The following is a 20,351-nucleotide window of genomic DNA, read 5'->3' on the forward strand; positions in this document are numbered from 1 at the left end:
TTAACGGTTGTAAGTTGTAAAATCCTTGTGCTCGATCTTCTCCAAGGCCTCTTGTGGTAAAGACTTGAAATACTCGTAGGTAATTTTCAATCCCTCGGCGCGTCCAACTTTAGGCTCCCATTGCAAGATCGCTTTTGCTTTGGTGATATCTGGCCTTCTTTGTTTAGGGTCATCTTGCGGAAGATCCTTGTATACAATTTTTTGTGAAGTTCCGGTAAGCTTAATAATCTCCTCACAAAACTCTTTAATAGTGATCTCATCTGGGTTCCCCACATTAACTGGCTGCGCGTAATCACTCATAAGAAGTCTGTAAATCCCCTCAATCAGATCATCCACATAACAGAATGAACGTGTTTGGCTTCCATCACCAAAAACCGTTAAGTCCTCACCCCTTAGTGCCTGGCCAATAAATGCAGGTAAAACACGTCCGTCATTGAGACGCATTCTTGGGCCATAGGTATTAAAAATCCTAACAATGCGGGTTTCTACATCATGAAAGGTATGGTAGGCCATGGTGATCGCTTCCTGAAAACGTTTGGCTTCATCATAAACCCCTCTGGGTCCAACAGGGTTTACATTTCCCCAATATTCCTCTGGTTGAGGATTGACGTTTGGATCACCGTAGACTTCCGATGTGGAAGCAATCAGCATCCTGGCATTTTTGTTCTTTGCAAGGCCAAGAAGATTATGAGTACCTAAAGATCCTACTTTGAGGGTCTGTATTGGGATTTTAAGATAATCGATCGGGCTCGCTGGTGAGGCAAAATGAAGGATGTAATCCAATTGACCGGGTATGTGAACGAACTTCGAGACATCATGGTTGTAGAACTCGAAATTCTCTAACTTGAAGAGATGTTCAATATTGGCAATGTCGCCAGTAATTAAGTTGTCCATCCCAATCACATGGAAATCTTCCTTTATGAAGCGATCGCATAAGTGTGATCCTAAAAATCCGGCTGCACCGGTTATTAAAACTCTTTTTCTAGCCATTTTTAATATTCTGATTTTTTATTTTTTGAACATTACCCAAGATCCGATATTTTACTGAAAAAATCAGTAATGTTATTGGAGTTGGTAATTTTATTTTTCATATTAGTTATTTCCACATAAAATATTTTCATAAAGCGTTATATGCTTCTCTAGTGGCGCTTCTTTTTTATACCATTCCAAAATGGAGCTCCTCGCATCAGTAATAGGGGCCTCATTATAAGCGGTGATTGCCAATTTAATCTTTTCCACTAACCTATCTGCATCCATGGGATCAAATAGAAAGCCATTTTTCCCCTCAGTGATGTAGTCAATCATTCCGCCGGTTCTTGAGGAAATTAGCGGCGTGTTGCAGAGTAGCGCCTCTGTGCCGGTGAGCCCAAAGGTTTCCTCAGTGGAGGGAATGATAAAATAATCCATTGCAGAATAAACAAGTGAATGAATTCGTTTATCATGTATAGGTTGAAACCTTAAATGTTCCGGATTACCACTATCCCCTTGATTTGATTTAGAGGCACCAAATGATATAATTTTAACCCGTTTTTTTTCCGCTTCAGTTAACTTCCCAATCGCTTTCTGCAGGAGCCAGTATCCCTTTCGGTAGTTGCCCAAATCGTCTGCACCGGTTCCAAGTAGAATTACGTGCTCATTGATATTCAGCGCATTTTTTGCAATTTTTTTATCAATGGGTATGAAATTCACCGTATCGAGTATACAGGGGATTTTGGTGCAACCGACCTCAGGCAAATAGGCCTTAATTTTATCTACAGTTAATTGGCTACTGCCAATAAAATGAACACCTGCTGCTGTGATAGCGCTGTGTTTTTCTTTTTTTAAACTTTCCTCTGCCCTGGAAAAAGACGGGTTGCGGTAAACATCCTGTTCATAATGGAAGCCTCCTAAAATAGGGTTAAGGTCATGTGCTGTCCAGACCATAGGTTTTTTCACCGCCGAGAAAAAGGACGGGATATCTACGAAATCAGAAATCCAGTGCAAGTGAATAATATCCGCCTGACTGACCAAAGGGTGCAAATGCACCTTATAGTGAGAAAATGGGAATGTGAAAGCTTCATAATCGCCATGGAGACCTTTAGTAAGTCTACTGTTCTTATCTAATTTGAGTTTGCTAAGTACCCGGCTGGAAAAACTTCTGGACTGATGTAATTGATAGATCTCTGGCGTGAGGTTTTCTTCTAATGCGAAAAGGCAGAGAATCTTTGAATCCATTCCCTTTTCTAAAAGGGCCTCATGCAGCCTTTTGACCGCGATTCCAGCTCCTCCAGTGATATATGCGGTAATGTGTAGTACTTTCATGATAAAACCTCGCACCAAGTAAACCGATCAGTCATTACCCGCTTAGGGTGTTCTTTACCAATCCGGAACCCTAACCAGTTTTTTGGTCCATATACGGTATTTTTTTTTGCTGAGAGGTATGCTGCCCACCAGGCAAAACTGCTATTGGAGATAATAGCAATATCGGAATGCTGGATAATTTGAAAGTCCGTAATCTCATCATTGTTCGAATAGATATAATTTGGCCGCTCTTTGAAAAATGCCTTTACATATTCGATGTCATCGCTTACAAAGAAAACCGTGTATTGATCAACATCTTCTATGGCATCAAGCCTCCTTTTAAAATACTCGATTGGAAGAGAAATGTCTCTTTTGCCATATTTAAGGTAATCGGTACGCCTGATGTGCACGGTAATGGTTTTATGGTTGGTGAATATTTCACCAAAATCAGCATGGAATCGGTCCGTAAATTCTTTTTTGATTTTGATATTAAAATCGCCTCGAATACGTCTCACAAAAAAATCGGTCTGGAAAAAACCTTTGTAAATCGTCCAGTCTTTAACTTGGACATCCTTGGGAACCTGTATGCTCTCTATGTAATGCTCTTTAAAGGTAAATAATTTAGGTAGTGACCTTGCATAAAGCGAATAGGCCTTTGAAGCTAAAGTGAGACTTTGCAATGTATCCAGATCAAAATACTTTGTCAAATAGCCATGATGGGGATTAACAAAAAAAAAGGTATCTGCTGGATTGTTTGTTTTCAGATACTGAAAGAAAGCATATTGGAATATTTGATTGCCCAATCTCCCGATAAATTTCACTCCGATCATTTTAGTGCTTTTTTAGGATATATTTTCTGATAAATTCCGGATAAAACTTATAGGCATATACAAACGCATTCAGCGGATTAACGCGAAGTTCCTTGTATAGGACAATCTGCGCGATCGTAAATCCAAAGATATTTGCAGCCAAGGTGGCATATGCCGCTCCGATTGTTCCGTAGCGCCTGATTAAAAAATAATTGAGCACTAAAATTACGATTGTATTTACAATAACGATAATGAAAGTAATGCGGGTTTTTCCAATAGAGTCGATAATTACACCAAATTGCCTGCCAAAAGGTCCCAAAACACAGTATAGCAATGTGATATTAAGAATGGGAACAGTGTCCGCATACTTCGCGCCTGCAAGCAAATTGATGATATAGGTATCAAATATATATATAAATACAATTACCGGAATGACCATGGCCAGGATTGTCCCTACTGATTTCTCATATAAATACTTGATTGCCGGCTTTCCTTCTGTTTCAATTCTTTTAGCGCTCTGGGGAAAGACGATCGTTGCAACAGCATTAGTGGGGATATCAATCAGGTTGGTTACCCGGACTGCAATATTAAAAGAACCGGATGCGGCAGGGGATATCATTCCGCTTAGCATCCATTGGTCAATCGTTCCCGAAAGTATAGAACTAAGGGAAGTTGCAAATGCATATTTTCCATAGTTGAATATCTTGGTGATCCATTCTTTGCTGAATACAAAACTAAAGTGAATAAACTTTTTGACGTAAAACCATGAAGTGATGACACTGATGATTACTGCTAGGATCTGAACATAGACCAGGCTCATCAGGCCAATATCTATTTTGAAAAAAAATACAGTGCAAACAAAAAGGCAGGGAACCGCCTGTCTTAGTAATCCGCTTACAAAAATCCCATTGTACTTCAGATGAGCCTGTTCAATGCAGTTGAATAAGGTCAGCACGCCTGAAAATAGGAATACAAAATTATACATGTAAAGCATGGATTCCAGTTGTGGCGCCTTTAATAGCCTTGCAATATAAGGCGCGAATGCATAATTCAAGACTATACAGATCAATGTCATTCCGCCACTGATGACGACTGAAGCGGAAAAGATGCTCGAATGATCTTTAGGGTCTGAGCCTGCCATAAACTTGATGAGTGCGTTCTGGATCAAGCCACTTCGCACGATCTCTAAAATAATGACGGTCTGACCATAGATACCCCAAACACCATAATCGTTTTTGTTAAGCAAACGAACTAAGAGAATAAACATCAACATCCCAAACAGCGTGCTTGAAAAGTTCTGGAGAACGTTGATAATTCCAGACCTGAGCCAGTATTGGTCCTTTTGTTTACTCATTTATTAAAAATGTTTCTTTAAAAAATCCATTGCCTCTTGCTCGGTGCGGGCATGCAATACATTTGCGCCTGATAACTTAGGGTACAGTTTGCTAAAGCAGTGGAAATGATGCTCTCCTCCTTTTTTAGAAAGGATAATATTTGTACCTCCAAAATAACTGGCCAGCGCTCCGGTCCCACCATGTGTGGATAAGAAATGATCGCTATTTGCGTAAACCATCATTTGAAGATGGTTGAAGTTTTTGGCTTTGGCCTTGTTCTCTTTAAAAAGGTTTTCCATTAGAATAACCTTGGGGAATTGTTGCTCGATCCAGTCATATTCATTCAGGTCGTAAATATCGCTGTTGTCATTGGTGATATTCTCAGGCCTGGGTCTATTGTAAATGATCTGGTATTTATCCTGATATTGAAGGAAAATCTTTTCTAAATATTCTATACTCAGAAAGCTCACCGGTGGTCCGTCCCATTCCATATTGTAGCGGTTGGCGACGATCAATATTGGTTTATCGAAAATATAAATATGATTTCTATAGGTTTCCTTCAGTGGTACGGGTATCCATTTGGACATGTTATAATCCTGACTATAGAGAATTCTAGGCGTCTCAAAGTTATAGTTACCTTCAGTTGTTCTTGTAGGGTAAATTTCGGAATGATTTGGCGAAAAAAAGTATAGCTCCTGGGTGTATTTTGCGCCCTCTGTATCAAGCAGGGTTCCATTTTTATGGTGCCAATATGCAAATGGCAACGCAAAGGCTAGATCAGGTGTAAATTCTCCACTGAAGCTGATGCTTTTGTAAGGCTTTTTAATAATGTAATCTTTGATGATATACTTCAATTGCCGAAGCTGGCAGATGTAAGTATCACGATAAAAATAGCGGTAAGCTTTGGGCGCTTTTGGATATCTTATTGTAATAAAGAGACTTAAGAATTTTAGGAGAAGTTTGTTTAACATGCAAAAGTTAAATACGTAGTTAAGGATAAATATAGGGTATATTTTATAACTTTACGGTATAAAAATTGATTTGATGCGACCCCTAAAAATTCCAGCCGCAATATCCAGCATTATTGATAAAAGCTTATCTGAGGAAAAAATGATCGCATCTACGTTGATGGAATACGCCAGGATATCGGGCACTGTGCCTGAAGTAAGTATCGTTATCCCGGCCTATAACGAAGAGCAGAACATTGTTCCCACCTTGTATTCACTATGTTCGAACCTGACGCTACGGTCTGTAGAGATTATCGTGGTGGATAATAATTCGATTGATCGGACAGCTGAACTGGCTAAAGCCTGTGGGATTACCTGTGCGTTTCAACCCATACAGGGCATCACCGTTACCCGGAATTTGGGACTATCTATGGCCAGGGGTAAATATGTGCTGAATGCAGATGCGGACAGTATATATCCCAAGGATTGGATTGAACTTATGGTCAATCCTCTTGAGGATTCATCTGTGGCGCTAACTTATGGAAGGTTTGCACATATTCCCACTACGTCCACAGGACGTTCTTTTTATTTTTTTTATGAATATCTGGCCGAATTCTCGAGGTGGATAAATAAAAAGATTAAAGATGAGGCTGTCAATGTATATGGATTTAACTCGGGATTCAGGCGTCTTCAGGGCTTAGAGGTTGATGGCTTTAATCACCCCGAAGGTACAAATGAGGATGGCTGGCTAGCGGTTAAGCTAAGAAATTCAGGTTTTGGTAGATTAAATCTGGTTAAAGATCCAAAAGCCATGGTGTGGACTACTGACCGTAGAATTCAAATGGACGGTGGTATCCTTACTGGAACAATCAAAAGACTAAAGCGCGTGATCCTGAAAAGATAATATGATTATTTCCATAAGGATACAAAATGGCCTGGCTTTGCAAACTGCATTACCTTTTTAGAATTGCCATAGCACACTAAAAGCCGATGATTTACTATATAGCTAACTGCCAGAACGTTTTTTACTAATTAATAAATAATTATTTCCAAAATCATTAACCAATATGTCAAAAAATAATTTCGAGAATGTTTCTTTGTTGATCACTCATTACAACAGATCATCCTCTTTATTAAGATTACTCAACAAGCTGCAGGAACTGGAAATTGCTTTTGGGGAAATAATTGTTTCTGATGATTGCAGTAAGCCGGATCACCTTGCCAAATTAAGGCAGATGGAAACCGAATATGGTTTTAAATTAGTGACTACGCCCATCAATAGGGGGCTGGGTAATAATATAAACAAAGGGCAGGATTTAGCGAGTAAAGATTACACATTGTATGTACAGGAGGATTTCGTGCCTACAGAATCATTCGCCCAGCATTTCATCGATGCAGTGTCTCTTATGGATAACCATGCGGATTTGGACATTGCCCGCTTTTATGGCTATGTCCGGTATCCCTATAGCAAGCCATTTGAAAAGGGATACCGTTTGATGGATTTCAAGTTCTATTATCCCGGATACTTGAAGTTTTATGTGTATAGCGATCATCCTCATTTGAGGAGGCGTAATTTCTTTGAGAAGTTTGGCCGCTATAAGGAGGGAGTTAATGTGGATTTGAGTGAATACAATATGTGTCTGGCCTTTCTGAAAAATGGTGGAAAGGGCTTTTTTTATCCAGAAATAAGTTCGCTCTTTCTCCAACTCAACAATTCACAGGAGCCTAGTACTGCATCTTTTAGAAAAGATTGGAAACTAAGCCAGAATTGGTTTGTCCGGGCTATGAGAGGAGTATATTTACAATATAAAACCCTGAAATTTCATAAAGACTATTTAAGATACCCTGTTAAAAAGGTAGACTAATCGAACACCGCGTCCAGCCATTTTTCAATGGAATAGTTCTGATGAGCAAATGTTTTGGGCGCTAGAAAATCTTTATCAATATGGATTTTATGTGGATCAAATATTCTGATCTGCTCGGGGTTAAACCCTGGCTCCCGGACAATATATTCATTTGTGGTTAACAGTTTTTTTCCTGCACCCAAGGCATCCAGGGATCGGGTAGTGATTCCGGTTTGTGCAGGATTGGTGTAGTCTATGATGATATTCGCCTGTTTAAATAATCTATAGTATTCCTGTTGATCCAGCTTACTAAAGGAGAGTATACTGGCATCGAGCGCTTTGCCAGATAGTTTTTCTTTTAAAAAATATTTGATACTGATGGCGAGGTGGACTTTGAGTTTAATTCCATGTGTTTTACAGTAACGGATCAATTTTTTTACGAATTCATATCTTACGTGAGAATACCCGCCAACAAAAAAAAGATCAAACTTTGGAATTTCTGTGGAGACTACTTTAAATTCATCAGTATGGAAAGTGGGCAGGTTTTCCAGATGAAGCATTTCCGAGTCCTTGTAGTCAAAGGTTTTGGTCACATCAAACCATGGGATCATGTGGCGATAGTCACATTCCCAGTTATAAATGCTGTCCCACTGATAAAGGATGGTTTTAAGATCAGGTAGTCTTTCTTTTAGGGTTTTTACAAACCATTCTTCCATCTTATAGCCGCCTATTACAAACAAATAGTCGAAAGCGAGCGGTCCAATCTTTCTGATGACTTCCATGTAATGCAGATCCTGGATTTTGTTTGCATAACCTGGGAAGAAGTTTTTGGCAAGTGCGTATTTTAATGAGGTATCCCTCTCGTAAAAAAAGGTTACCTCAGCACCCAAGGATTCCATTTTTTTTTTGATTTCTTCCGTGTAGTGATAAAACTTAACACCAATAAAGAGAATTCGCTTGCCCTTCATTTTTTTCTCAAAAGAGGTTATTTGTTTACTTATCAGCTTCGGCATATTAGAAAAAAGTCCAGGATCCTAAGTTAATTATTCCCAGCATGGATTTATTGAATGTAACAATAGTTTTTTATTGTTAGTTTAGCAATTTATAATCTTGAATATCTTTTGTTGTTAAATATAAGTTAAAAGTTTTGATGAGCACTGGGCACCACTTTAATAATATAGCACTATTAATCACCCACTTTAATAGAAGTACCTCGCTAGAGCGGTTATTGGCATCCTTTGAAAGACAGAATATAACTTTCAGTGAGGTCATTGTTTCAGATGATGCAAGCAATAAGGTGCATTCTCAAAAACTGATCGAGCTTAAACAAAAATATGGGTTCACATTAGTCTCAACACCTGTGAACAAGGGATTAGGGAATAATCTAAATAAAGGGCAATCGGCAGTGAATAGCCCCTACACCCTGTATGTTCAGGAAGACTTTGTGCCCACAGATAAGTTTTTGGGCCATTTCCTAGATGCAGTTTCCATATTGGAAGAAGAGAAAGGTATTGATATCGCCCGCTTTTATGCCTATGCGCCATATCCTTATTTAAAACCCTACAAGAATGGGTTTTCGGAGATGGTCTACAAACCATATTTTCTGGATAAAAATAAGATCTATAATTATAGCGATCATCCACATTTAAGAAGGAACACCTTTTTTGACCGGTTTGGAAAATATACTGAAGGAATCAAGTCAGATAAAACCGAGTACCAAATGTGTTTATCCTTTATTCAAAATAAGGGAAAGGCGATTTTTTTCGACGACTATAAGAGCTTATTCATCCAAGAAAACTCTTCTGCTGAACCAAGTACGGTGCAGAGATCCGATTGGAAACAGAGTAACAATTGGATAATGTCTCTAGTGCGGTTGGTATACAGGCAGATTAAATATAACTATGATCTACACGTCGAGCGAAAGTTCAAGCGGGGGTAATACGCCTGGTTGTATTTTTTTATCGGCCCCTTTGAGCATGCTGATCTTAGGGTACCTTTTAAAGCGCGCTGTCTACAAAAACGCCTACACTGGTACTTAACGCATTTATCGCAATGAGATTTGGGTGGAGAAAAACGCTTTTGAAAAAAAGAGGGCTACAACACTCCTGTTATAACCCTCATAATTAACGCTCTCAATCGTTGGATTGATGTAAGGCTCTCACCCCTCACGATGCAAAGGTATAATAAATATTTAAAAAGAGGTGATCTTAGTGTATTTTATACACTTTGTTTTTAGATGGTCACTTTAACTTAGAAAACAATCACTATCCTAGTGAAGAAGATGCCTATTGAGTTGTTATGATGGCTATTCTTTAGTATTGGCGCGCTTGAGTTTAAAGGATTTTTATGGCTATAAACTTATAGTCATAAAGAATCCAGAATTTATCCAATATTTATGGTTATGTATTAACTTTATAGCGGCAAATTTTGATCATGCCGCAAACAACTATCAAAACAGGTGAGAGAAAATCAGATTATCGACAATAAGCCAAAGACACAAAAACTGGTTTCCATCATTAGTGTGAACTACAACCAACCTTCGGTAACAGAAGCACTTCTCCAATCGATATTTGAAACCAATACCTATCCTGATATTGAAGTTATTATTGTTGATAACGCCAGTAATGAAAATCCAGTTGAAAAATGGAAGATCGACTACCCTGAAGTTGTTTTTATCCGTTCGCAGGTAAATTTGGGTTTTGCAGGCGGTAATAATATAGGTATTAGGGCATCTAAAGGGGATTTTGTATTTTTAGTGAATAATGATACAGAATTTAGTGCTGGGCTGATTCAGACATTGGTTAATACTTTTGATGAATTTCCAGATACCGGAATAGTATGTCCTAAAATCAACTATTTTGATCAAAAAGACCTCATCCAGTATCTAGGATACACCGAGCTGCACCCCATCACGGCAAGAAACAAGTGTATCGGACAATACGAGCTTGATCGGGGGCAATTTGATAACCAAACCTATATCACTGCATTTGCGCACGGGGCCGCAATGCTTGTTTCCAGAAAGGCGATAGTTGATGTAGGTCTGATGGATGAAATTTTCTTTCTTTATTATGAGGAATTTGATTGGTGTTTGCGTTTTCAGCATGCCCGATATCAAATCAGGGTAAACAGCAATGTGGTAATCTTTCATAAGGAATCTATATCAGTAGGGTCTGACAGTTCCCTGAAAAATTACTATATGACCAGAAATCGAATTTTATTGATGAGAAGACACGCCAGCTTCCTTCAACTCGTTTTGTTTTATCTATATTTCACCTTTTTAGTTTTCCCCCGAAATATTATTCAGTATGCGCTGAAAAGGCGCTTTGACAAAATACGGGCTACACTTAAGGCTATCGCTTGGAATTTCAGCAACAGTAGTAATATCATGCCTCCTCATCTCTAATTATATGGACTTTATCCTGATTTTTTCTCTCATCATTGTTTTTTATACCTATATCGGGTATGGTATATTAATCTATTTTATGGTGAAATTTAAACGAATATTTTTCAAACAGCCTATCATAGAATATGCTTACGAAGAATTGCCTAGCTGCACCTTGATCGTGGCGGCTTATAACGAGGAGGGTTTCATCGAAGAAAAAATTAAGGATACATTAAAGCTAAGTTATCCGCCCGATAAGTTGAAGCTGATATTTGTCACAGACGGCTCAACCGATCGAACGCCGTTTATTGTCTCCCAATCTCCGCAGATCACCTTGTTGCATTCTGCTGAAAGAAATGGCAAAATTGCTGCTGTGCATCGTGCAATGGAACATGTCAAAAGCTCGGTTGTGGTATTTACAGATGCAAACACTTACCTTCATCAGGATTCCCTTATTGAGCTTTGTAAACACTTTGCAGACGATAGTGTTGGCGGAGTGGCCGGTGAGAAAAAAATCTTTTCTGATGCCCATGCTGACGCCACTGCAGGAGAGGGGATTTATTGGAAATACGAATCAAAATTAAAAGCTTGGGACGCTGAGCTTTACACGGTTGTCGGCGCTGCGGGAGAGCTTTTCAGTATCCGTACCGCTTTGTATTCGCCTGTTCCAAAGGAGAGCATACTGGATGACTTTATGATATCAATGGGGATTGCAGAAAGGGGTTTCAAAATCAAGTATGAGCCAAAGGCCTTTGCCCAAGAAACATCATCAGTGAATATAAAGGAGGAACTTAAGCGTAAGATCCGAATAGCGGCAGGAGGGTTTCAATCGATTATATGGTTAAAATCCATCTTAGTTCCTTTCAAAAATCCAGTGCTTACTTTTCAGTATGTGAGTCACCGGGTGCTAAGGTGGACACTTACTCCTCTGGCATTAATTGTTGCTTTCTTTAGTAATTTATATGTGTTATTTATAATAAACGAAGATTTTTATATTATACTTTTTATCCTCCAATGTTTATTCTATCTATCAGCACTTATGGGCATGTGGATGGAAAGAAAACAGGTCAGACTAAAGGTGTTATTTGTGCCTTATTATTTTTGTCTGATGAACTATGCGATCATTGCGGGGGGGCTACGGTACTTTAGGGGACATCAATCGGCAATCTGGGAGAAATCTGCCAGAAAATAAAGGCCTTCATCTGTCAATAGAATGTTTAAGCATCGCCTATAAGAACTAATTTATATCAATCAGAATCGGTTTGAAAAATGGAAGATGTGATGCCGTTTCCAGCTCGGTGAATGTGAATATTATGTTATATTATAGTTAAATTTAGTGTTCTGTTTTTTCTACACCCGGCTAGATTTCTGGATTTAATTTGGACAAAACTTCTTATTATCTTTCGAAAGGGCAAGATTTTCGCCGAAAGTTTAATATCTGGGATATCATTAACACTCATAGTCACGCCTTTCTAATTAGGTTTTAATATCCCACATTATATTTAAATGAAAACAAAACTTAAGGGAGTGATGTTGTTCATTGGCTCAATTTTTGTTTTGTTGGTGGGAATGATTTTTTTGACCAAATATTTATGAGCTATCAGGATTACAGTTGCAGGAAGTGTGGAACCTCATTTCACTATCAGGTTCCTCGGCCAAGACTATTCAAAATCTTTTTTGGCATTTTGCCTATTAGGATTTATTGGTGCCCGAAATGTGTGACTAACCGATACGTGTGGACCTCAACAAAAGAGGTTTAATTTGCTGTTTTGGCTCAATGGAGATATACAAGATTCGATTTCATTCAATTCGTTGAGAAAACTTGCTTTATTGCCCATTAATTCCTTTAACCACCTGTTATAGTAGCTTAAAATGTTTCTCATTTACAGCTCCCCGTATAATTACATTTACTGCAATTAGAAAAGGTGATGGACTCATCGGTGAATAGTGGTAACTAGATTTTTTGAGCAAGAGATCAAATGGGAACTCCATCTCATATTCCTTTCAAAATTTCACCTTTTCTCATTTATTAAGGACAAAGGATAGGAATTTATAGGTTTTACTGCTAAATATCCGAAGATTCTGAGAATATATCTTTGCCTCACTAAATAGAAAGCGTATTATTATCTTAACTCACTTCTTTAGGTTGATTTTGATTGATTCCGGTTTGCAGGGTAGTGCATGAGTAAAGTTAACAGCTAATAATTTGTATATTTGTTTAATATCGTTGATCAGATTAATCCCATCATTACCCATTATAAGGATCATTTTTATACAGTCAAAAATAAATGAAGAATTATTTTAAAGCTAAGTCAAGGCTGTGGAAATTGTACCTTTTGGCGGGTATGCTTTCTATCTCCGTTTTTCAGCAGGAAGTTCAGGCGCAAACGCTAAGTCTTGATCTTTTAGGAAATATAGAGAGTTACTATCGGAGAAAACAATTATCAGGAGATGATACAAGTGGTCTTTCATTTCTCATTAAGCCCATTAGTCTCCAATCAAATAATGAATTCAATAGATTGCTTCTTCAAAACAGCACAGGCAAAGTTTCGCTTTACCTTCTTCCTTTAACCGTTCAGCAGCAATACAATTCGCATCATCCCTACGGTATGAATGATAATGCAATGATTCAGTCAAAGGGCTACCAGGCAATTATTTCAGCAGGGGTATATTTCAAAGCCGGCCCATTGAGCATTCAATTGCGACCCGATTTTGTTTATGCGGCCAACAAAAATTTTGATCAGCTCGAAAAAGTTGATAACCATATATATTATGCCTATCCAGAACTGGTTTATAACAGAATAGATTTGCCATCCAGATTTAGTGATGGAACTTACCAGCAGGCGAGCTGGGGTCAAAGTAGTATAAGGCTTAATTTCGATCCTGTTTCTTTTGGCTTATCTAACGAAAACCTATGGTGGGGTCCGGGAAGAAAAAACTCGCTGCTCATGAGCAATAATGCTCCAGGGTTTAAGCACCTTACTTTAAATACAACCAGGCCAGTAGATGTCAAAATTGGTAAGGTGGAAGCTCAGGTGATTGCGGGGAGGTTGGAAAATTCCGGTGTGGCTATTCCTTCTCCGGAGACTCCTTCGAAGTTTTTAGTTAAACCGGACAATTGGCGTTCCATAGCAGGCATTGTGTTCACCTATCAACCTAAATGGGTGCCGGGATTATATCTGGGATTTGACAGGACTGCAGTAGCCTACCAAAGTGCGGCGGATAGCGCTATCATTTTTTCCTCCTGGTTTGGCCGTTTTCTATTGCCCGAAAGCCATGCAGAGGTATATTTTCAGATTGGGAAAAATCGGCATACCCCTGTTGATGGACAGGGTAGACTTTCTTCGACCGCTTATATAGCTGGTTTTAGTAAACTCGTGCCCTTACGGGCCGAGGATCAATATATACAGGTAGATGTGGAATTCACTCAATTGGAAAGATCGAGATCCAGAGGCGTCAAAGATAAACCTGCATGGTATACTGATGTGGCAATAATGCATGGTTATACCAATGATGGACAGGTGATTGGGGCAGGTGTAGGTCCTGGTGGTAGTATGCAGAGTCTGGACTTGAGTTGGGTGAAGGGCGTTAAGCAGATTGGCCTTGGGTTCGAAAGGATCGCCAATAATAATGATTTTTTTTACAGTGCTGGAAAACCGGTTGCTGATCCCAGAAGACACTGGGTTGACCTTGCGCTAAAAGGAAATTTTAGCTGGAATTTCAATAGGTTAATTGTTAACGCGGAATTTGCAGTCGTCAAATCACTCAATTATCAATGGCAATATGTAGATGATGGGAGCTTCTACTGGGATGTACCCAAAATTGATGTCGCAAATTTTCATTCAAAGATTGGTTTAATGTATAGCTTTTAACGTATATGATTAAGAATTACATTTTTAGTGGGCTAAGGGCAAAAGCATTTTTCTGTTTATTATTATCGGCTTTGGGTTTAGGCGTATCTGCTCAAACCCTACCAATTGGAGGGCAAATGCGTGGAATTGAAGATTTTATGCGCAGGAAACAATTGTTGGGTATGGATAGTTCCCGCACTTCATATATGTTAAGGCCGTTGCAGCTGGATAACAGTATTTTTGCTAGCGATAGTATAGGTGATGGAGTTTCTAAGTCAACCTTTAGAAAAGAGCTTTTTCTTTCTTCTAATGGCCAAATTGCAGCATATTTACTTCCAGTTTCTTGGGTTAATCAATACAATACCAGTCATCCTTTCGGGAGTAACGATGGGTCAATGATTCCTTCCCGTGGGTTCCAAACTCAGCTTTCGACGGGAGTATTTGCTAAGTTAGGACCATTAAGCATACAACTTCGGCCAGAATTTGTGTATGCGCAGAATAGAGACTACAGAACTTTGAGCGAGTCAGGAAGAAGCTACAATGGATTTTATAACAGGATTGATTTGCCCGAAAGATATGGTAACGGCAGTTATACCAAAGTAAATTGGGGTCAAAGCAGTGTGCGTTTAACCTTTGATCCAATCTCTTTTGGTCTTTCTAACGAAAACATCTGGTGGGGACCCGGAATTCATAACTCTTTATTAATGAGTGATAATGCTGCTGGATTCAAGCACCTCACCTTGAATACTTCAAGGCCAGCAAAGACACCGATCGGTTCATTTGAAGGTCAGCTGATTGCTGGCAGGCTTGACCCCTCTGGGTATGAATTAAGAGGTGCTGATTATCGTGCAAAGTCACAAAACTGGCGGTATCTAAATGCTATTATGCTGACCTATCAGCCAAAATGGGTCCCTAATCTTTACCTCGGAGTGGACCGGTCTTTTTATGTGTACCGTGAGGATATGGAAAGAAGTTTTAAAGGTTATTTTCCTATATTTTCTGCAACACTCAAAAAAGGCATCACTGTCGTAAATGAAACAGAAACCATCGTCGAGGAGGGAATAAATCAAGATCAATACATCTCAGCCTATGCGCGCTGGGTACTTCCTGAATCGAAAGCAGAAATTTACTTCCAGTTCGGGCGAAATGATTTTTCATATAATTTACGGGATTTAATGCTTGAACCGGAGAGTTCGCGCGCTTATACGGCAGGTTTTCGAAAGTTAGTTTCTCTCCCTAAAAAGGATACTTACCTGCAAATCGGGGTAGAGCTGACGCAGATGCAGGGCTCCAATACATATCCGGTTCGTGCCCAGCCAAATTGGTACCTGCACTATGTTGCTGCTGGTTATACCAATAAAGGAGAAATTATCGGTGCGGCAGTCGGGCCGGAGGGAAACCAGCAGACTTTTGAGTTAAGCTGGGTTCGGGGTCTAAAAAAGATAGGTCTGCGTTTCGATCACCTGAACCACAATGTAGAGTTGGCCAACGTATCGGATGGTGAAAAGGAATACTGGAGAGATTTCATTTTTGGAGGTCAGTATGACTGGAACTATAAGAAATTCATATTCAATTCTCAACTAAATTATATATATTCCCGAAACTATCAGTATTTGAATGAAATGACCAATAATTTTTCATTAAGATTAAGTGCAATTTATAGTTTCTAGAAATTTATATACGAGATTTTAATTGGATTTTTTTTTAAATTCCGTTTTTGTTGTTAAATATTTGTTACTGCATCGTTAATCTTGTGTTTTTATCTGAATTATAGCATAAAGTTGTGTAAAACATATTTATTTTTCCTATTTTAGTGCCAAGTTTAGTTATTGTAATTTATACACTAACGACGCGTAATTACGCCTATGCTCGGGCAAAATCATTTAATGATGTTTTCTATATTTAAGAAGAAACCAGAAAAAGTTACAGATCTAAGCTGGCTAGGGGTTGACATGCATTCGCATTTGCTTCCAGGGATTGACGATGGTGCAAAAAGCGTTGAAGAATCTGTATCATATATTAAAGCTTTACACGATCTTGGTTTGCATAAACTAATATGTACCCCTCATATTTTTCAAGAGCTATATCCAAATAGTAATCAAACTATAATGCCAGCACTGCAGTTAGTTAAGAATGCGCTTGTATCTGCGAATATAACTATTGAACTTGAGGCTGCTGCAGAATATATGGTTGATGATCGCTTCGAAATCAGCGAATCGATGATGTGTCTTCCTGATAACCATCTCCTGATAGAGATGTCATATCTCAACGAAACTCCTAATATTGAGCAGGTAATTTTTGACCTACAAATTAAAGGTTATAAGATAATTTTGGCGCATCCGGAAAGGTATAATTTTTATCATCACGCAACTGAGCGTTATACCCGTTTTATGGACATGGGTTGTGTTTTTCAGTTAAATCTACTTTCTATTACCGGTTATTATGGAAAGCCCGTAAAGACGATGGCTGAGTATTTACTGGCGAAAAATATGTATGACCTTGCTGGTACTGATCTACACCATGATCAACACTTAAAGGCACTTCAAAGAGCGGTACAGTCGGGACATTTATTTGATCGTCTGGGGGGGTACAATTTTAAAAATCAACAGCTATAAATAGGAATGAATCCCATTTACTTTGAGTGCCTTAAAAAAATAACTACTTTTGCTTTAGTTAGCGCTTAAAATACCTTATGTCCCACCAAACTAAATCAAAATCAGTCAAATGAATAAATCTCTATCCTTTTGCTTAAAAAGTTTTCTCCTTTTTTATATTGTAGCAGCTTTTTTAGGTTGTTCAGGTGTCAAAAACATCGCTTATTTCCAAAATTTAGGTACAGTTGATTCTCTAAACAATATTTCATTAGCTAGTTTCAAAGAGCCAACTATACAGGCAGATGATATTTTAGCGATTTCTGTATTTACCATTGATCCTCTTACAGGAATGCAAATTAATCAACTTGCGACTCAGTCAGTGCAAGATTTGAGTGGAAGTAACGCCGTCAATGGATTTCTCGTTGATAAAAATGGTGAGATCGAACTCTCAATTATTGGTAAAGTGAAATTATTAGGTTTAACTACATTCAAAGCTCGCGATCTAATCCGTGAGAAGGCTTCAGTAGATTATAAAAACGCTAATGTTCAGGTTCGCTTCGCAAACTTTAAGGTTAATGTTATTGGAGAAGTAGTGAAGCCGGCTATTTATATAATTCCAAATGAAAAAGTTACTGTTTTAGATGCCATTGGTCTAGCAGGAGACCTAACTTTGTACGGTAAAAGGGAAAACGTTTTGGTGATCCGTGAAAAAGATGGTAAAAAGGAATATGCTCGTTTAAATTTATATGATACTAATATATTCTCAAGTCCTTATTATTATCTAAAACAGAATGATATAGTCTATGTGGAGCCACACAAATCCAAAACTGCCGCTTTAAACGCTCCAACAAGGACAAGTATTGGGTTGATCTTGTCAGCAGTTTCCGTTTTGGTATTAGCAATTACTAGATTATAATAAATATGGAGAACTTACAACAGTCTCAAGAAGAAGAAGCAACAATTGATTTTAAGCGTATTTTTAGTCGTTTAGTTGCAGCATGGCCTTGGTTTTTGTTGAGTATTTGTATTACTGTGCCAGTTGCTTGGGTTTATCTACAATACCAAACGCCTCAATACAATATTCATGCTCGTTTGTTAGTAAATGATGATAAAAAAGGTTCCAGTAGTGGAACAAGTGAAGGTCTAGTAGATTTAGGTGGTCTTTTGGGAGCAAAAAATTCAATTGATAATGAGGTTGAGGTTTTAAAAACTGGGGATCTTTTGGCCAAAGTAGTCAAAGAAATGAAACTAAACATCAAATATTATAAAAAAGGAAATATACGTGACGTTGAGTTTTATAATCCCCCTTTTAAAATAACTTTTTTAAAGGAGGCGGATACACTTAAAGCAACTAACTTCACATTAGTTCAACTTAAAAATGGCAAGTTATCGTTGAAAACTGATTTTTTGGATACATTGGTTTCATATAATACTCCGGTCTATGTTAGGAACCTTGGGGTTTTTAAGATTTATAGTAATGGACGCGCGTTAGAAAAAGATGCAGAGTACTGCTTTTCTGTTAGAACTATCGACTCAGAAGTAGCTAGCTTGAAAAGTAACATAATGGTTGCTGCAACAAACAAGCAGGTTACGATTATTGACTTAAGCATGAAACATGCAATCCCACAGAAAGGTGAGGACATAATTAACAAATTAATAGAAAAATATATTCAAGGAAATATTGAAGATAAAAACATAATTGCAGATAGCACTATCAAATTTATCAAAAACAGATTAGCTTACATAGGCGGGGAATTGGGTGGTTTAGAAGGTAACATCCAAGGGTTTAAAGAAAGAAACAATTTGGTAGAAATGAGCGAGCAGAGCAAACTATTAGTTCAAAATACAGCTCAATATATTAATGAAATTTCACAAGTTGAGACCCAGTTAGATATTGTACGTAGTTTAAAAGAATATCTGACAGACGATAGTAGAAACAAAAGGGTACTGCCAAGTTCTACTTTATTAACCGATGCGGTTTTTAATGGGTTGATAGAACGCTATAATATGTTATTGTTAGAGCGAGATAAAAAATTGATTAGTTTAACCGAGACAAATCCTCAGATTGTAAGTTTAGATCAGCAAATTATGGCTTTGCGAATAGATTTACTATCCAACCTCGAAAATATTCAAAGAAATTTAGGGATTAGTAGGAATGGTTTGCGTAAGCAAATGAATACAGTTGAAGGTGATATGCAACAGGTACCGAAAGTGGAGCGTAACTACTTGGATTTGGCTAGGCAACAGCAGATAAAACAACAGCTGTACCTATATTTGATGCAAAAGAATGAAGAAACAGAAATTTCTAAAACAGCTAATCTCTCAAACGCAAAAATTATAGATTCTCCTAAGTCAGAAATTTATCCTTTTAGCCCAAAAAAAGGTATAATTATGTTAGTAGGAGGTATTATCGGGCTTTTTATACCTGCTGTTATTTTATACCTGAAAGAATTATTAAATAATAGGGTCGAAACTAAGGAAGATATATCTAAGATCACTGACGTACCTATTATTGGAGAAATTAGTCATAATCAACAAGGCGATAATTTAATTATTGCAGCTAATTCTAGATCTCCAATTGCCGAACAGTTTAGAGCTATGCGAACAAATCTAACATTTCTCTTAAAGGAAAGCGGTAGTAGAGTGCTGTTGGTTACTTCCAGCATGAGTGGTGAAGGTAAATCATTTGTAGCAATCAATCTTGCTAACGTGTTAGCAATCTCGAATAAAAAGGTATTATTGATGGAGTTGGATTTGAGAAAACCTGGTTTATCAATCAAATTAGGTGTGCTCAACGATATCGGATTTACGAATTATATTATCAACGATACGTTAACCGCTGAGGAAATAGTAAAGCCTTTAGAGGTTCATAAAAATCTATTTTTAGTGAGTTCGGGACCAATACCGCCTAATCCGGCTGAAATGTTATTAAGTGAACGCACTTCAGAATTAATGGAAGAGTTTAAAAAGGATTACGATTATATTATCATTGATGCGCCTCCCATTGGTTTAGTTACTGATGCCCAATTACTTGCGGACCATGCTAATTTAACACTATACTTAGTTAGACAAAAATACACATTTAAGGATCAATTAAACATCGTTCAAAATCTTCATAAAAATAAAAAAATGAGTAAAATGGGTATTGTTGTAAATGACATACAGGCTTCTGCTGGATATGGCTACGGTTATGGTTATGGTTACGGTTATGGTTACGGAGTATATGGAAGTAGTGATAGTAAAGTAAAAAAATCTCTCATAGATAGGCTTTTAAATAAATAGTCAGTTATGGCTTCTAGATACATCAATT

Annotated in this window: 16 protein-coding genes; 10 read left to right on the forward strand and 6 right to left on the reverse strand. The window is 38.0% G+C overall.

Features of this window, described 5'->3' with window-relative positions:
- The 5 genes from OQZ33_RS02580 to OQZ33_RS02600 all read right to left on the reverse strand — a co-directional run bounded on the left by OQZ33_RS02580 (position 1) and on the right by OQZ33_RS02600 (position 5,394).
- Positions 1–990, reverse strand: coding sequence for a UDP-glucuronic acid decarboxylase family protein (locus OQZ33_RS02580; RefSeq protein ID WP_265797474.1), 990 nt, complete (start codon positions 988–990; stop codon positions 1–3).
- Between the two features lie 102 nt (positions 991–1,092).
- Positions 1,093–2,301, reverse strand: coding sequence for a glycosyltransferase (locus OQZ33_RS02585; protein WP_265797475.1), 1,209 nt, complete (start codon positions 2,299–2,301; stop codon positions 1,093–1,095).
- Positions 2,298–3,110 (reverse strand): alpha-1,2-fucosyltransferase, encoded by an 813-nt coding sequence (locus OQZ33_RS02590; protein ID WP_265797476.1) that lies wholly within the window; start codon positions 3,108–3,110, stop codon positions 2,298–2,300. Before OQZ33_RS02590 ends, OQZ33_RS02585 begins: the two co-directional genes overlap by 4 nt.
- Position 3,111: 1 nt before the next feature.
- Positions 3,112–4,443 carry a flippase gene (locus tag OQZ33_RS02595; protein WP_265797477.1) on the reverse strand — a complete coding sequence of 444 codons (1,332 nt, stop codon included), beginning with the start codon at positions 4,441–4,443 and terminating at the stop codon, positions 3,112–3,114.
- Positions 4,444–4,446: 3 nt separating this feature from the next.
- The gene (locus OQZ33_RS02600) at positions 4,447–5,394 is read right to left on the reverse strand and encodes a hypothetical protein (RefSeq protein WP_265797478.1); all 948 of its coding nucleotides are present in this window, start codon (positions 5,392–5,394) and stop codon (positions 4,447–4,449) included.
- 73 nt (positions 5,395–5,467) lie between these two features.
- Between OQZ33_RS02600 and OQZ33_RS02605 the strand changes: the two genes are divergently transcribed.
- Together OQZ33_RS02605 and OQZ33_RS02610 are read left to right on the forward strand one after the other, a co-directional pair.
- Entirely contained in the window at positions 5,468–6,274 is an 807-nt protein-coding gene (locus OQZ33_RS02605; RefSeq protein WP_265797479.1) for a glycosyltransferase family 2 protein, read from the forward strand.
- Between the two features lie 163 nt (positions 6,275–6,437).
- Positions 6,438–7,235: a glycosyltransferase family 2 protein gene (locus OQZ33_RS02610; protein ID WP_265797480.1), complete on the forward strand. Its 798-nt coding sequence runs from the start codon at positions 6,438–6,440 to the stop codon at positions 7,233–7,235.
- On the opposite strand, the gene OQZ33_RS02615 is transcribed toward OQZ33_RS02610, so the two are convergent.
- Entirely contained in the window at positions 7,232–8,227 is a 996-nt protein-coding gene (locus OQZ33_RS02615) for a hypothetical protein (protein WP_265797481.1), read from the reverse strand. The two genes, OQZ33_RS02610 and OQZ33_RS02615, sit on opposite strands and share 4 nt — an antisense overlap.
- Positions 8,228–8,364: 137 nt before the next feature.
- On the opposite strand from OQZ33_RS02615, the gene OQZ33_RS02620 reads away from it, so the two are divergent.
- The 8 genes from OQZ33_RS02620 (at position 8,365) to OQZ33_RS02655 (ending at position 20,323) form a co-directional block, all read left to right on the forward strand.
- Positions 8,365–9,153, forward strand: a complete 789-nt coding sequence (locus OQZ33_RS02620; protein WP_265797482.1) for a glycosyltransferase — start codon at positions 8,365–8,367, stop codon at positions 9,151–9,153.
- Positions 9,154–9,672: 519 nt separating this feature from the next.
- Positions 9,673–10,617 (forward strand): glycosyltransferase family 2 protein, encoded by a 945-nt coding sequence (locus OQZ33_RS02625; protein WP_265797483.1) that lies wholly within the window; start codon positions 9,673–9,675, stop codon positions 10,615–10,617.
- A gap of 79 nt (positions 10,618–10,696) precedes the next feature.
- Entirely contained in the window at positions 10,697–11,788 is a 1,092-nt protein-coding gene (locus tag OQZ33_RS02630; protein WP_265797484.1) for a glycosyltransferase family 2 protein, read from the forward strand.
- Positions 11,789–12,884: 1,096 nt separating this feature from the next.
- Positions 12,885–14,468 (forward strand): capsule assembly Wzi family protein, encoded by a 1,584-nt coding sequence (locus tag OQZ33_RS02635; protein WP_265797485.1) that lies wholly within the window; start codon positions 12,885–12,887, stop codon positions 14,466–14,468.
- Positions 14,469–14,473: 5 nt separating this feature from the next.
- Positions 14,474–16,117 carry a capsule assembly Wzi family protein gene (locus OQZ33_RS02640; RefSeq protein ID WP_265797486.1) on the forward strand — a complete coding sequence of 548 codons (1,644 nt, stop codon included), beginning with the start codon at positions 14,474–14,476 and terminating at the stop codon, positions 16,115–16,117.
- Positions 16,118–16,333: 216 nt separating this feature from the next.
- Positions 16,334–17,062: a tyrosine-protein phosphatase gene (locus OQZ33_RS02645; protein ID WP_265797487.1), complete on the forward strand. Its 729-nt coding sequence runs from the start codon at positions 16,334–16,336 to the stop codon at positions 17,060–17,062.
- A 109-nt stretch (positions 17,063–17,171) separates the two neighbouring features.
- Positions 17,172–17,957, forward strand: coding sequence for a polysaccharide biosynthesis/export family protein (locus OQZ33_RS02650; protein WP_265797488.1), 786 nt, complete (start codon positions 17,172–17,174; stop codon positions 17,955–17,957).
- Positions 17,958–17,962: 5 nt separating this feature from the next.
- On the forward strand, positions 17,963–20,323 hold the full coding sequence (locus tag OQZ33_RS02655) for a GumC family protein (RefSeq protein ID WP_265797489.1): 2,361 nt from the start codon (positions 17,963–17,965) through the stop codon (positions 20,321–20,323).
- Positions 20,324–20,351: the final 28 nt, after the last annotated feature.

The sequence above is a fragment of the Pedobacter sp. MC2016-05 genome, assembly GCF_026239735.1.
Lineage (GTDB): Bacteria > Bacteroidota > Bacteroidia > Sphingobacteriales > Sphingobacteriaceae > Pedobacter.

Coding starts and splice junctions, on each gene's coding strand:
- OQZ33_RS02610 (WP_265797480.1), top strand. CDS start 6,438: ATGTCAAAAAATAATTTCGAGAATGTTTCTTTGTTGATCACTCATTAC.
- OQZ33_RS02585 (WP_265797475.1), bottom strand. CDS start 2,301: ATGAAAGTACTACACATTACCGCATATATCACTGGAGGAGCTGGAATC.
- OQZ33_RS02650 (WP_265797488.1), top strand. CDS start 17,172: ATGAATAAATCTCTATCCTTTTGCTTAAAAAGTTTTCTCCTTTTTTAT.
- OQZ33_RS02645 (WP_265797487.1), top strand. CDS start 16,334: ATGATGTTTTCTATATTTAAGAAGAAACCAGAAAAAGTTACAGATCTA.
- OQZ33_RS02615 (WP_265797481.1), bottom strand. CDS start 8,227: ATGCCGAAGCTGATAAGTAAACAAATAACCTCTTTTGAGAAAAAAATG.
- OQZ33_RS02595 (WP_265797477.1), bottom strand. CDS start 4,443: ATGAGTAAACAAAAGGACCAATACTGGCTCAGGTCTGGAATTATCAAC.
- OQZ33_RS02640 (WP_265797486.1), top strand. CDS start 14,474: ATGATTAAGAATTACATTTTTAGTGGGCTAAGGGCAAAAGCATTTTTC.
- OQZ33_RS02580 (WP_265797474.1), bottom strand. CDS start 990: ATGGCTAGAAAAAGAGTTTTAATAACCGGTGCAGCCGGATTTTTAGGA.
- OQZ33_RS02635 (WP_265797485.1), top strand. CDS start 12,885: ATGAAGAATTATTTTAAAGCTAAGTCAAGGCTGTGGAAATTGTACCTT.
- OQZ33_RS02600 (WP_265797478.1), bottom strand. CDS start 5,394: ATGTTAAACAAACTTCTCCTAAAATTCTTAAGTCTCTTTATTACAATA.
- OQZ33_RS02605 (WP_265797479.1), top strand. CDS start 5,468: ATGCGACCCCTAAAAATTCCAGCCGCAATATCCAGCATTATTGATAAA.
- OQZ33_RS02620 (WP_265797482.1), top strand. CDS start 8,365: ATGAGCACTGGGCACCACTTTAATAATATAGCACTATTAATCACCCAC.
- OQZ33_RS02590 (WP_265797476.1), bottom strand. CDS start 3,110: ATGATCGGAGTGAAATTTATCGGGAGATTGGGCAATCAAATATTCCAA.
- OQZ33_RS02655 (WP_265797489.1), top strand. CDS start 17,963: ATGGAGAACTTACAACAGTCTCAAGAAGAAGAAGCAACAATTGATTTT.
- OQZ33_RS02630 (WP_265797484.1), top strand. CDS start 10,697: ATGGTGAAATTTAAACGAATATTTTTCAAACAGCCTATCATAGAATAT.